This is a genomic window from Rhodanobacter sp. C01 (assembly GCF_002001045.1).
Taxonomy (GTDB): Bacteria; Pseudomonadota; Gammaproteobacteria; order Xanthomonadales; family Rhodanobacteraceae; genus Rhodanobacter.
This window is the reverse complement of record NZ_MUNR01000014.1, coordinates 520,716-533,963: the sequence shown is the minus strand read 5'-3', so window position 1 is coordinate 533,963 and position 13,248 is coordinate 520,716. Positions and strand designations below refer to the sequence as shown.

Below are 13,248 nucleotides of genomic sequence, written 5' to 3'. Positions count from 1 at the left end.
CCAAAGGGCTCCCTGCCCTGTTTGCGGGAAAGGAATTCAGGCAGGCAGATGCGCTGTCAGCAACGCAGACAGATGCTCGCGCAGCACCTCGTTCGGCAGATCGTCCAGCACCGCGCGACAGAACGCAGCCGTCAGAAGCGCGCGCGCTTCCGCCAGCGGGATGCCACGCGAACGCAGATAGAACAGCGAGCGCTCATCGAGCTGGCCAACGGTGGCTCCATGCGCGGCCTTGACCTCGTCGGCATAGATCTCCAGCTCAGGTTTGGTGTCGATCTCGGCGCTGGGCGACAGCAACAGATTCTTGTTGCCGAGGCTGGCGTCGCTGCCGTCGGCACCGGGTTCCACCACGATCGCGCCGCGGAACACGCCACGCGCGCGGTCATTGGCGACACCGCGCCAGGTCGACGTAGACGTGGTGCTCAACGCCTGGTGACGAATCGCCAACTGCGTGTCGATATGCTGGCGGCCGTGCGGCATGAACACGCCGCGGGTATCGAACCGCGCCCCGTCGCCGACCAGCTCCGCGCGCAGGTCGTGGCGCACCAGAGCACCGCCAAGCTCGAGAACATGCAGCATTGCCTGTGCATGCGCATGCAGGCGGACGCTGCTGCGACGAATCAGGCTGGCAATGACCGCGACGTTCTGCAGCACGGTATGGTGAAGTTGAGCGCCTTCGCGCAGTTCGATATCGCTGACCACGGTGGCCAGCTGCGTCGGCTCGGCGTCGGAAACATGCTGCTCGATCAGGCCCAGCTCGGCACCTTCGCCCAGCTCGATCACGTTGCGCAGATGCCAGGCGAGTTCGACGTGCGTAGCCGCACCGACGAATACCAGCTGGACCGGTGCAATGACCTTCACGCCGGCGGCAACGCGCAGCACCACGCCATCGACGGCGCTGGCAGCATTGATGCTGACAAACGCATCGTCCACTTCGCGGTAATGTCGCGACAACACGAAACGCAACGGTTCCGCATCACCATGCAACGCTTGCGACAACGGCTGCAAGGTCAGCCCTTCCGGCAATGCATCGAGTGCCGACAGATCGGCACGGAACACGCCATTGACGAAGACCAGTCGCGGCCCATCGACGCCGGGCAACGCGAACGTCGACGCAGCTACCGCACGCGAAGTTGCAGCGGCATCGCCACGCGCAAAGCTGCGCTTGCCAAGCGCACGCAGCGCGGTGTACTTCCACGCTTCCACTCGCGTATCGGGCAATCCGCCGGCCGCAAATGCCTCGCGATTCTCCTGTCGTGCCGCATCCAGCCACGCGATGCCGCTGGCAGGCAGCGGCATATCGAGCAGGGACGCGACCAACGGCAGCGGCGCCGCCTGGCTCATGCCGCAGCCCCCTCGCCGAGGCCGGCGTAGCCGTGTTCTTCCAGCTTCAACGCCAGCGACTTGTCGCCACTCTCGACAATGCGGCCATCGGCCAGGACGTGCACAAAATCCGGCACCACGTAATCAAGCAAGCGCTGATAGTGGGTGATCATCAGGAACGCGCGATCGGGCGAGCGCAAAGCGTTGACGCCATCGGCGACATGCTTGAGCGCGTCGATATCCAGGCCTGAATCGGTTTCATCAAGAATCGCCAGCTGCGGCTCCAGCACCGCCATCTGGAAAATCTCGTTGCGCTTCTTCTCGCCGCCGGAGAAGCCTTCGTTGACCGCGCGGTGCAGCAGTTCGTCGGAGATCTGCATCACCTTGAGCTTCTCGCGCACCAGCTTGAGGAACTGCATCGAGTCGAACTCTTTCTCGCCACGCGCCTTGCGCTGCGCATTGAAGGCCGCGCGCAGGAAGTAGGTGTTGTTGACGCCGGGAATCTCCACCGGATACTGGAACGCCAGGAACACGCCGGCGGCGGCGCGCACTTCCGGCTCCAGCGCCAGCAGGTCGATGCCGTTGTAGGTCACGCTGCCGGCAGTCACCTCGTAACCGTCACGGCCGGAAAGCACGTTCCCGAGCGTCGACTTGCCGGCGCCGTTCGGACCCATGATCGCGTGCACCTCACCCGCATTCACGCTGAGGCTGAGCCCCTTGAGGATTTCCTTGCCCTCGACGCGGGCGTGCAGGTTTTCTATTTTCAGCATGTTCACTTCTTCTTTTTCACGATCAATTGCAGGATGCACGGGCCGTTGCCCATGACTGCAAGGTCACCATCGACCGCGCTGGACTTGCTGTCCACCGAGAGGTCACACATGGCGGAAATCGGCGCTTTCGGCACGTCGCCCAGCATGGTCGGGTCCGAAAGCCATCCCGCATGCCATTTTTTGTCGTCGGCGGACAGGCGCAAACCCCACGGCACGGTATGCAGGTCAACGTTCACCAGTGGTATCGAGGCCTTCTTCTTCGTCACGCGATAGAGCGGACCGACGGTGAAATGTCCCTGCTCGTCCGTCACCGCATCATCTTTGAGCGCATCGGGCGTGGGGACGCCGTTGTCATCGAGCACATCAGCCAGCTGCACGTGCATGCCCGACACAGGCACACCGGCGCGAGTCACCGTACCGCTGATTTGCGGGGCGGTGAGATCGTGGTGCTTGACGGGAATGCAGCCCGAAAGCGCTGCTGCCGTGGCAACCATCAATACGCTGGAAAACAATTTCATGCTGTGCTTCCTTGAGTTTGCCCGATTTGAATTTACGTTGGCATGAAGGGGGTGGACATGGGCAAGTGATGACGTCATCCGGCCCGGAAAGTGCTCGCCACGATGCCATGACGCGCCGGCTGCGCCGGCCGTTGACATGCATTAGCCCACCGCACCTTCCAGCGATACTTCCAGCAGTTTCTTCGCTTCCACCGCGAATTCCATCGGCAGTTCGCGGAAAACCTGCTTGCAGAAGCCGTCGACGATCATCGACACCGCGTCCTCTTCGCCGATACCGCGCGAACGGCAATAGAACATCTGGTCGTCGGAGATCTTCGAGGTCGTTGCCTCGTGCTCGACGATCGCGGTGGGATTCTTCACTTCCATGTACGGGAAGGTATGCGCGCCGCACTTCTTGCCGATCAACAGCGAGTCGCACTGGGTGTAGTTGCGCGCGCCCTCGGCACCCTTCTCCATCTTGACCAGGCCGCGATAACTGTTTGAGCTGCGCCCTGCGCTGATGCCCTTGGCGACGATCTTCGACTTGGTGTGCTTGCCGAGGTGGATCATCTTGGTGCCGGTGTCAGCCTGCTGGTAGTGGTGGGTCAGCGCGACCGAGTAGAACTCGCCCACCGAACGGTCACCGCGCAGCAGCACGCTGGGGTATTTCCAGGTGATCGCCGAACCGGTTTCGACCTGGGTCCAGCTGATCTTCGAGTCATCGCCACGGCAGTCGCCGCGCTTGGTGACGAAGTTGTAGATGCCGCCGACGCCGTTCTCGTCGCCCGGATACCAGTTCTGCACGGTGGAGTACTTGATCTGCGCTTTTTCCAGCGCCACGAGTTCCACCACCGCCGCGTGCAGCTGGTTCTCGTCGCGCTTCGGCGCGGTGCAGCCTTCGAGGTAGGAGACGTGGGCGCCTTCCTCGGCCACGATCAGGGTGCGTTCGAACTGACCGGTGTTCTGCGCGTTGATGCGGAAATAGGTCGACAGTTCCATCGGGCAGCGCACGCCCTTCGGGATGAACACGAAGCTGCCGTCCGAGAACACCGCCGAGTTCAATGCAGCAAAGAAGTTGTCGCCAGTCGGCACCACGCTGCCGAGATACTTCTGCACCAGCTCGGGGTATTCGCGGATCGCCTCGCTCATCGAGCAGAACAGCACGCCGGCCTCGGCCAGCTGCTTGCGGAAGGTGGTGCCGACCGAGACCGAATCGAACACCGCATCCACCGCCACGCCCGCCAGCGCCGCACGTTCGTGCAGCGGAATGCCCAGCTTCTCGTAGGTTTCCAGCAACGTCGGATCGACCTCGGCCAGCGACTTCGGGCCGGCCTTGGGCGCGGCGTAGTAGCTGATCGCCTGGTAATCGATCGGATCGATCTTGAGCTTGGCCCAATCGGGTTTGGGCATGGTCAGCCAGTGGCGATAGGCCTCAAGCCGCCACTCGGTCATCCACGCCGGTTCCTGCTTGATCGCGGAAATCTGGCGGACGGTTTCCTCATCCAGGCCCGGCGGCAGGCCGGTCATCTCAATCTCGGTGACGAAGCCGGCCGCATAGCTGCGGCCCAGCGCCTCGGCCACCCCGGCGTTGTCGCGCAGCGTGGCGGCGGCAGTGATGCTTTCGCGGGTCATGGTGTCATTCATTCGGTGGTGGCCTCGCCGGTCTTCACGGTCACCGCGATGCGTCGGTTCGGCAACGGTTTGAGCATTTCGGCCAGGCTGACGGCGCGCAGGGTGTTGTCCAGCACGCTGCTGATCCGTTGCCAGCTGCCGCGCACGCCACATTGCGATTCACGATCGCACTGGCCTTCCGCCACGCTGCATTCGGTCATGCCGATCGGGCCCTCCAGCGCCTCGACGATCTCGGCCAGCGAAATCTCGCTGGCCGACCGGGCCAGCCGGTAACCGCCATTGACGCCACGGAACGACTCGACCAGATCGGCATGACCCAACGCCTTCAGCAACTTGCTCACGGTCGGCAGCTCGAGATGCGCCTCCTCGGCAATCTGCACCGCGCTGAGCACGTCATCCGGATGCGCGGCGATGCAGGTCATCACCACGGTGGCGTAGTCGGTCAGTCGGCTGACACGGAGCATGAGCTGATCGGAATGGAGGCGATTTGAATCGGGACTAAAATGGTACTGATTACAAGCATCGTGGTCAATCCGGACTCATGCACCAATGAAGTGCAATCATCCAGGTAACTGCCCAGTTTCCGTGCGTTACGCTGCCTGGAATCAGAACAAATCATTGAAATTTCAAACCATTTTCCGCCACATCGTGATGGCACGCATCGTGCTGCAATGCAATACCAGCAACCACGAGGAGCCTGCCATGAAGTGGATCACGGCCATCATCAAGCCGTTCACGCTGGACGACGTACGCGAGGCGCTGGCCGAAGCCGGCGTGCAGGGGATGACAGTGACCGAGGTGAAGGGTTTCGGTCGCCAGCACGGCCATACCGAGCTGTATCGCGGCGCCGAGTACGTCGTCGACTTCCTGCCCAAGCTGAAGATCGAGGTGGCAGTGAGCGACGACCGCCTCGACCACGCGATCGAGGCGATCAGCGGCGCAGCCCGCACCGGCAAGATCGGCGACGGCAAGATCTTCATTGGCGAGCTCGATCAGGTGATCCGCATCCGCACGCAGGAGGTCGATGCCGATGCGCTCTAAGCGAGTCATGTTCATACTCGGCGCCAGTTTCGCCGCACCACTGTCCGCCGTCGCCCAGACCTTGCCTGCCCCAGCCACACCTGCGCCGGTGCTGAACAGCGGAGATACCGCCTGGATGATCGTCGCCAGCATGCTCGTGCTGATGATGACGATACCCGGCGCCGCGCTGTTCTATGGCGGCATGGTGCGTTCCAAGAACCTGCTGTCGGTCATGATGCAGTGCTTCGCGATCACCGCACTGGTCACCGTGCTGTGGATGCTCTACGGCTACTCGCTGGCCTTCAGTACGCAGGGCATGCACGCCGGCGTGACGAACTGGCATTCGGTCATCGGTGGCCTGGATCGGGCCATGCTCGCCGGGTTGAAGCCGGACACGCTCTACCAGACCGTGCCGGAAAGCGTGTTCGTGATGTTCCAGCTGACCTTCGCGATCATCACGCCGGTGCTGATCATCGGTGCCTATGCGGAGCGCATGAAATTCAGCGCGATGCTGTGGTTCAGCGGACTGTGGCTGACCTTCGTCTACCTGCCGGTGGCGCACATGGTGTGGAGCGGTCCCGGCTCGCTGCTCGGCGACCTCGGCGTACTCGATTTTGCCGGCGGCACCGTAGTGCACATCAATGCCGGCATCGCTGGCCTGGTGGCCTGCCTGGTGATCGGCAAGCGTCGTGGCTGGCCACAGACGCACATGCCACCACACAACCTCGGCTATACCGTGATCGGCGCCAGCCTGCTGTGGCTGGGTTGGTTCGGCTTCAACGCCGGCTCGGCGGTGGCGGCGAACGGCAGTGCCGGCATGGCCATGTTGGTAACCCAGATCGCCACTGCCGCGGCCGCGATCGGCTGGACAGCCGTGGAATGGGCGATCCACAAGCGCGCCAGCGTGCTGGGCATCGCCTCGGGCGCAGTGGCCGGCCTCGTGGCGATCACGCCTGCAGCCGGCACGGCGGGACCTGGCGGTGCCCTGCTGATCGGATTTGTTGCGGGCACGGTGTGCTTCTTCACCGCCACCCGACTCAAGCACAAGCTCGGTTACGACGACTCGCTGGACGTGTTCGGCGTACATGCCATCGCCGGCATCATCGGCGCCCTGCTCACCGGTCCGTTCGCCGCACCGAAGCTGGGCGGCTTCGGCACGGTGACCTCGCCGCTGCTTCAGCTTTGGATTCAGGCCAAGGGCGTGGGCTTCACCATCGTCTGGAGCGCGTTGCTCAGCTGGGGCATCCTGAAACTGCTCGACCGCACCATCGGCCTGCGTGTCGATGCCGAGCAGGAGCAGATGGGCCTGGATATCGCCGAGCACGAGGAGCGCGCCTACAACCTGACCTGAGACCGACGCCCTGCGGTGCGTGCCGCGCAGAAATCACGAACAGGCTCTAAGCTGTTCGTGATTTTCCAGCGATCGACCTCATGGACAGCAGCACCCAAGACCGCGCCACCGCCCGCCTTGCCTGGACCCGCCGGGCCCTCGGGGATCCCACCCTCACGCTGGCATCCGCCTCCGCCGATGCCAGCTTCCGCAGCTACTGGCGTGCGCAGCATCAAGGCCAGAGCTGGATCGTGATGGACTCGCCGCCGACGCAGGAGGATCCGCGTCCATGGCTGGCGATCGGTGCGCGGCTGGCTGCCGCTGGTCTGCATGTGCCGGCCGTGCACGCGCAGGATCTCGAACAGGGCTTTCTGCTGATCGAGGATCTCGGCTCGCGCCTCTACCTGCCGGCCTTGAACGAGCAGAGTGCCGATGCGCTCTACAGCGATGCGATGGATGCGCTGCTACGCATGCAGACCCGGATGGACTGCAGCGGGTTGCCGCCATTCGACCATGCCATGCTGGTGAGCGGACTAGAGGTCATGCCGGAATGGTTCCTCAGCCGGCACCTGGGCCATACGCCGAGCTGCGGCGAATGGGACGTTCTGGAAGCGGCCTTCGATGTGGTGATCAGGAATGCGCTGCAGCAGCCGCGCTGTTTCGTGCATCGCGATTTCCACAGCCGCAACCTGCTGATCGTGGAAAGCAATAATCCCGGCATTATAGATTTTCAGGGCGCGCTGGCAGGCCCGATCACCTACGACCTCGCGTCACTGCTGCGCGATGCCTACATCGTCTGGCCGCGTGAACGCGTGGAGATCTGGGTGGAGTCCTATCGGCGGCTACTCGTCGATGCAGGCCTGATCGACCGCGAAATCGACCGTGCGCATTTCCTGCGCTGGTTCGACCTGACCGGCCTGCATCGCCACATCCGTGTGCTGGGGCAGTTCTACCGCCTGTGGTATCGCGACGGCAAACCCGGCTATCTCGCCGACGTGCCGCGCGTTTATCACTATGTGGTTTCGGTGGCGCGCAGTTATCCGGAGCTGGCCGATTTCGTCGCCCTGCTCGAACGGCACACCCAAGGCCGCGACCTGACCAAGGCGGCTGCCGCATGAGGCACGCGCTGATCTTCGCCGCCGGTCTTGGCGAGCGGATGCGTCCGCTCACCGACCACACGCCCAAGCCGTTGCTGGAAGTTGGCGGCAAGCCGCTGATCGTGTGGCATCTGGAAAAACTCGCCGCGATCGACGTGAACTACGTGGTGATCAACACCTCGCACCTGGCCGAACAGTTCCCCGGCACACTTGGCGACGGTTCGCGCTGGGGTCTGCGCATCCGCTATGCCTACGAAGGCGTGACACCACTGGAAACCGGCGGCGGCATGTTGAACGCGCTGCCGCTGCTCGGCTCCGAACCGTTCCTCGTGGCAAGTGGCGACGTGTGGTGCAATGCCGACTTCAGCGTGTTGCCAGCCGAACCCGAGGGCCTCGCTCACCTGCTGATGGCGGACAACCCCGCGCATCATCCGCGTGGCGATTTCCGGCTGGACACCGAGGGATGCCTGCACGACGACGGCGAACCCCGGCTCACCTACAGCGGCATCGGCGTATTCCGCCGTGAACTGCTGGATGGCTGGCGCGAAGCTGTCCGCGATGCGTCCGGTGTCGATGCGAAACCGCCGCGCTTCAAGCTGCGGCCATTGCTGGAGATGGCGATGGCATGTGGAAAGGTCGATGGCTCACATCATCGCGGCGCATGGACGGATGTCGGAACGCCGGAACGGCTGGCACAGCTGGAATCCGAACTGCGCGGGTAACGCAAGCACACCACGCCCGCACCAACGAAAACGGCCCGGTATAAACCGGGCCGTTTCTACTTCTGATCAGGCTTCCCCTTGTGCCCTTCAGGCATCCTCCCCCGCAGCAGGGGAAGAAAGATGGAATCACTCGCTGCGCGAGCGATCGCGTCTTCAGGGACGCCGCGCCAGTTCAGGGTTCTCCTTGGTCACCGGCATCAGGTCCGTCTTCGACACGCCCAGCCACAGCAGGATCGGGCTGGCGACGAAGATCGACGACAACGTGCCGACCAGGATGCCGATCAGCATGGTCACGGCGAAACCGTGCACCACCGGGCCGCCGAAGATGTACAGCGCGCCCATGGTGATCGCGGTGAACAGCGAGGTGATGATAGTTCGCGACAGCGTGTTGTTGATCGAGCGGTTGAGGATTTCCTCCGGTTCGGCCTTGCGCGCCAGACGGAACAGCTCGCGGATGCGGTCGAACACCACCACCTTGTCGTTGATCGAATAACCGATCACCGCCAGCACCGAGGCCAGCACGGTCATGTCGAACTCGCGCTGCACCAGCGCCAGGATGCCCAGCGTCACCAGCACGTCGTGCACTTCGGTGGCCACCGCCGCAATCGCGAAGCGGCGCTCGAAGCGAATCCACAGGTAGGCCATGATGCCAAGGATCACGAACACCGCGGCCACGGTGCCGTCGCTGCGCAACTCCGCGCCGACTTCCGAACCGACGTAATCGCGGCTCTTCAACTTGGCATCGGGACGCGCCGCCTGCAACATCTTGAGGACATCGGCAGAAATAGTGTCCAGGTTGACCTTGCCATCAGTCTGCGTGGCGGTCTTGTCGTCCTTCGGCTGCATGCGGATCGACACCTCGCGGGTACCGCCCAGGCTCTGCACCACGGCGTGGTCGAGACCGCCCTTGTCCAGCGCCGCACGCACGTCGGCAATCTGCACCGACTGGTCGTAGTCGACCACCATCGAGACGCCGCCGGTAAAATCCAGGCCGTAGTTGAGGCTCTTGGTCGCAATTAGCACGACCGAAGCGATCATCAGGAAGATGGCGATGGCGATGCTGTATTTGCGCATTCCCAGGAACGGGATGTTGCTGTCGTGATTGAAAATTTCCATGATGGTTCCTTAGACCGACAGCGTCTTGAGCTTGCGGTTGCCGTGGATCAGCGCAGTGAACGCGTGGGTCAGCGTCACCGAGGTGAACAGCGAGGTCAGGATGCCGATCATCAGCGTCACACCGAAGCCCTTGATCGCACCGGTGCCCATCGTGGTCAACGCCAGCGCGGCGATCAGGTGGGTGACGTTGGCGTCGAGAATCGTCGACCACGCTTTCTCGTAACCGGCGCGGATCGCCGCGTGTGGCGTCGAGCCGTTGCGCAGTTCCTCGCGCACGCGTTCGCAGATCAGCACGTTCGCGTCGATCGCCATGCCCAGCGTCAGCACGATACCGGCGACACCCGGCATGGTCAGGGTTACCCCGATCAGCGACATCACCGCCACCAGGATCACCAGGTTGAAGAACAGCGCGATGTCGGCGACCAGGCCAAACAGCTTGTAGTAGATCGCCGCCGCCAGCAGCACCAGGGCCAGGCCGAGCATCACCGCCTTGAAGCCCTGATCGATATTGTCCTGGCCGAGGCTGGCGCCGATCACGCGCTCCTCCACGATGTCGACCGGCGCGGCCAGTGCACCACCCTTGAGCAGCAGGGCCAGATCGGACGCCTCCTTCGGGCTGGCCAAGCCGGTGGTCTGGAACTGCTTGCTGAAAGCGCTCTGGATGGTGGCGTCGTTGATCACCGATTCGGTGATCTTCGGTGTACGCACTTCCTTGCCGTCGACCATCTTGGTCTCGGTGACGCGCTCGACGTACACCACCGCCATCGGCTTGCCGACGTTGGCATTGGTGAAGTCGCCCATCTTCTTGGCGCCCGCCGCATTCAGGGTGACGTCAACCTTCGGCGTGCCGCTCTGCTGGTCGATGCCCGAGGCGGCATCCACCAGCTCGTTGCCGGTGACGATGATGCGCTTGCTCACCAGCACCGGCACCGGCGGGTTGCTGCCACGCATGTAGAACAAGTTGGCATCCGGCGGAATATTGCCCGTGCTCGCGGCTTCCTGCGCTGCCGGGTCACCGGCCTGGCCAATGCCGGCACGGTACTGCAGCGTGGCGGTGGCACCGATCAGGCGCTTGGCCTCGGCCGGATCCTGCACACCGGCCAGCTCGACCACGATGCGGCTGTCACCCTGCTGCTGGATCAACGGCTCCGACACGCCCAGTGCATTGATGCGGTTGCGCAGCGTGCCCAGGTTCTGGGTGATCGTGCTGCGCGACAGGTCGCGCAACTTCTCCGGTTTCACCGTGGCATTGAGCACGAAGCGGTCGCCGGTGCTGGCACCATTCGCCACCAGCAGGTCGGTGTATTCGTTGGCGATCGCGTCGGACGCCTTGGCGCGGTCATCGGCAGAACGCAGGATCACCGCGATGCCCTGTCCGCGCACGGCATTGCGCGCCACCGATTCGTAACGGATGTTCTTGTCGCGCAGCAGGCTGCGGATATCGTCCGCGTAGCTGTTTTCCTGCTTGTCGATGACGTCGTTCTCGTCGACCTGCATCAGGAAGTGCACGCCGCCCTGCAAGTCGAGGCCCAACGGCATCGAACGCGCACCGATCGCGCGCAGCCAGCCCGGCACGGTCGACTGCAGCTTGAACGCCACCGTGTAACCGTCCCCCAGCGCCGCCTTCATGGCATCCGCGCCGCTCTTCTGCACGTCGCTATTGGCGAAGGTCGCCAGCAGATGGTCGCCCTGCACGCTCACTTCGCCGGCAGCGATGTGCTGCGCAGCCAGTGCCGTCGTGACCTTCTGCTGTATGGACTGGTCAATCGGCGGCGCATCGCGATTGGCGGTGACCTGCACGGCCGGCAGAGGGATAAATGCATTCGGCAAGGCGTAGATGATGCCGAACAGCATCACCAGCGCGACCAGCGCGTACTTCCAGCGGGGAAAATCACTCATGCCCTGAATCCATCAAGGCCGCGGCAGCAGCCCGCGGCGGTAGCAAAATTGGTAGTGGTCGCATGCCAAGAGCCGCCGGGCGACGCCTGGCATCAGTCGATCAGACGGATTTCAGCGAGCCCTTGGGCAACACCTGCTGGACCGCGCCCTTCTGCACCTTGACCTTCACGTTGGCAGCAATTTCGACCGTGATGAACGTCTCGCCCACTTCGTCCACGCGCCCGGCGATGCCACCGTTGGTGACCACCTCGTCACCCTTGGCCAGACCGGCAACCAACTCGCGATGTTCCTTCTGCCGCTTCATCTGCGGGCGGATCATCATGAAATACATCAGGCCGAACAGCACCACCATCATGATGATCATGGATATGCCGCCACCGGCGGGCTGCGCAGCAGCCTGGGCGATCACGGGGGAGATCGGAAAACTCATCGGTCTGTCTCGCAAGTTATGGCGCCAGCAGGGATTTCAGCTGAACGCCCGATAAAAGATCTTTGATTATGCCATGCACCCTCAGTGCATGCACGGCAACTCATGGCACCCCGAACCATGTACCCCTGCCCTACTGAGGGCAGAACGAGCCATTGCAAGCCCGGCCGGCGGGATGATGCGCTGGTCGCGGGTCGCGCAATGGCCATCCTGCACCGTCCTCTCTTGCGTATCGAGCCCGTGCCGAACTCCTATGGAGTTACCGCACTCTGGCGCTGCGCGTAGAACTCCGCCACAAAGGTATCCAGCGCACGACCCGCAATCGCCTCGCGCAGACCCGCCATCAGGCGCTGGTAATAGCGCAGGTTATGGATAGTGGCGAGCTGGCTGCCGAGGATCTCGTTGCAGCGATCGAGATGGCGCAGGTAGGCGCGGCTGAAGCCGTTGCTGCAGGCGTAGCAGTCGCAGCCCTCCTCGATCACGCGGGTGTCCAGCGCGTACTTCGCATTGCGGATGCGCAGTGTGCCCTCGGCAGTGAACAGGAAGCCATTGCGCGCGTTGCGGGTCGGCATCACGCAGTCAAACATGTCGATGCCGCGACGCACCGCCTCGACGATGTCCTCCGGGCGTCCCACGCCCATCAGGTAACGCGGCTTGTCCTGCGGCAGCAACGGCACGGTGAAATCCAGCGCATGATTGCGTTCGGCTTCCGGTTCGCCCACGGCCAGGCCACCAACCGCATAGCCGTCGAAGCCGATGTTCACCAGCCCTGCCGCGGAGCGCTGACGCAGGTTCTCGTACACGCTGCCCTGCACGATGCCGAACAGCGCGTTCGGCGGCTTTGAATCGACACGCTGCAGGTCGTCGAACGCACGGCGCGAGCGCTCGGCCCAGCGCAGCGAAAGTTCCATCGAATCGCTGGCAACTTTCTCGGTGGCGGGATACGGCGTGCACTCATCGAAGATCATCGCGATGTCCGAATCCAGCGTCTTCTGGATCTGCATCGACACTTCCGGCGACAGGAACACCTTCGAACCGTCGACCGGCGAGGCGAAGGTCACACCTTCCTCGGTGATCTTGCGCTTGTGCGCCAGCGAGAACACCTGGAAGCCGCCCGAATCCGTAAGGATCGGCCTGTCCCAGCCGATGAACTTGTGCAGACCGCCGAACTGCTCGACGATCTCCAGCCCCGGCCGCAGGAACAGGTGGAACGTGTTGCCGAGGATGATCTCGGCACCGATCTCGGTGACGTCGCGCGGCGTCATCGCCTTGACCGAGCCATAGGTACCCACCGGCATGAACGCCGGCGTTTCCACCGTACCGCGGGCAAAGGTGAGGCGACCGCGGCGCGCGGCACCGTCGGTGGCGAAGAGATCGAAATTCATGGCAGTCATCCGCCCAGTTTAACCGCGGCCACC

13 protein-coding genes are annotated in these 13,248 nt (G+C 63.4%); 4 read left to right on the top strand and 9 right to left on the bottom strand.

Annotation, left to right across the window (positions count from 1 at the left end; translation table 11 throughout):
- Positions 1-36: 36 nt before the first annotated feature.
- Genes sufD through B0E50_RS16580 form a run of 5 tightly spaced genes read right to left on the bottom strand, consistent with a single transcriptional unit; the run spans position 37 to position 4,683 of the window.
- The gene (gene sufD / locus B0E50_RS16600; protein WP_077442418.1) at positions 37-1,341 is read right to left on the bottom strand and encodes a Fe-S cluster assembly protein SufD; all 1,305 of its coding nucleotides are present in this window, start codon (positions 1,339-1,341) and stop codon (positions 37-39) included.
- Positions 1,338-2,090: a Fe-S cluster assembly ATPase SufC gene (gene sufC / locus B0E50_RS16595; protein WP_077442417.1), complete on the bottom strand. Its 753-nt coding sequence runs from the start codon at positions 2,088-2,090 to the stop codon at positions 1,338-1,340. Before sufC ends, sufD begins: the two co-directional genes overlap by 4 nt.
- Positions 2,091-2,092: 2 nt before the next feature.
- On the bottom strand, positions 2,093-2,746 hold the full coding sequence (locus tag B0E50_RS16590) for a carboxypeptidase-like regulatory domain-containing protein (protein WP_139350902.1): 654 nt from the start codon (positions 2,744-2,746) through the stop codon (positions 2,093-2,095).
- A 3-nt stretch (positions 2,747-2,749) separates the two neighbouring features.
- Positions 2,750-4,219: a Fe-S cluster assembly protein SufB gene (gene sufB, locus B0E50_RS16585; RefSeq protein ID WP_168170901.1), complete on the bottom strand. Its 1,470-nt coding sequence runs from the start codon at positions 4,217-4,219 to the stop codon at positions 2,750-2,752.
- Between the two features lie 8 nt (positions 4,220-4,227).
- On the bottom strand, positions 4,228-4,683 hold the full coding sequence (locus B0E50_RS16580; RefSeq protein WP_077442414.1) for an SUF system Fe-S cluster assembly regulator: 456 nt from the start codon (positions 4,681-4,683) through the stop codon (positions 4,228-4,230).
- Positions 4,684-4,921: 238 nt separating this feature from the next.
- On the opposite strand from B0E50_RS16580, the gene B0E50_RS16575 reads away from it, so the two are divergent.
- From B0E50_RS16575 to murU, 4 genes are all read left to right on the top strand, one after another.
- Positions 4,922-5,260: a P-II family nitrogen regulator gene (locus B0E50_RS16575; RefSeq protein WP_077442660.1), complete on the top strand. Its 339-nt coding sequence runs from the start codon at positions 4,922-4,924 to the stop codon at positions 5,258-5,260.
- Entirely contained in the window at positions 5,250-6,590 is a 1,341-nt protein-coding gene (locus B0E50_RS16570; RefSeq protein WP_077442659.1) for an ammonium transporter, read from the top strand. The genes B0E50_RS16575 and B0E50_RS16570 overlap by 11 nt, the downstream gene beginning before the upstream one ends.
- An 80-nt stretch (positions 6,591-6,670) precedes the next feature.
- Entirely contained in the window at positions 6,671-7,687 is a 1,017-nt protein-coding gene (locus B0E50_RS16565; protein WP_077442413.1) for a phosphotransferase, read from the top strand.
- Positions 7,684-8,388 (top strand): N-acetylmuramate alpha-1-phosphate uridylyltransferase MurU, encoded by a 705-nt coding sequence (gene murU / locus B0E50_RS16560; protein WP_077442412.1) that lies wholly within the window; start codon positions 7,684-7,686, stop codon positions 8,386-8,388. Before B0E50_RS16565 ends, murU begins: the two co-directional genes overlap by 4 nt.
- Before the next feature lie 153 nt (positions 8,389-8,541).
- On the opposite strand, the gene secF is transcribed toward murU, so the two are convergent.
- The 4 genes from secF to tgt all read right to left on the bottom strand — a co-directional run bounded on the left by secF (position 8,542) and on the right by tgt (position 13,224).
- The gene (gene secF / locus B0E50_RS16555) at positions 8,542-9,504 is read right to left on the bottom strand and encodes a protein translocase subunit SecF (RefSeq protein ID WP_077442411.1); all 963 of its coding nucleotides are present in this window, start codon (positions 9,502-9,504) and stop codon (positions 8,542-8,544) included.
- Between the two features lie 9 nt (positions 9,505-9,513).
- Complete coding sequence (gene secD / locus B0E50_RS16550) at positions 9,514-11,403, bottom strand: protein translocase subunit SecD (protein WP_077442410.1); 1,890 nt, start codon at positions 11,401-11,403, stop codon at positions 9,514-9,516.
- A gap of 100 nt (positions 11,404-11,503) precedes the next feature.
- Positions 11,504-11,833, bottom strand: coding sequence for a preprotein translocase subunit YajC (gene yajC / locus B0E50_RS16545; protein WP_077442409.1), 330 nt, complete (start codon positions 11,831-11,833; stop codon positions 11,504-11,506).
- 248 nt (positions 11,834-12,081) lie between these two features.
- On the bottom strand, positions 12,082-13,224 hold the full coding sequence (gene tgt, locus B0E50_RS16540) for a tRNA guanosine(34) transglycosylase Tgt (protein WP_077442408.1): 1,143 nt from the start codon (positions 13,222-13,224) through the stop codon (positions 12,082-12,084).
- Positions 13,225-13,248 lie beyond the last annotated feature (24 nt).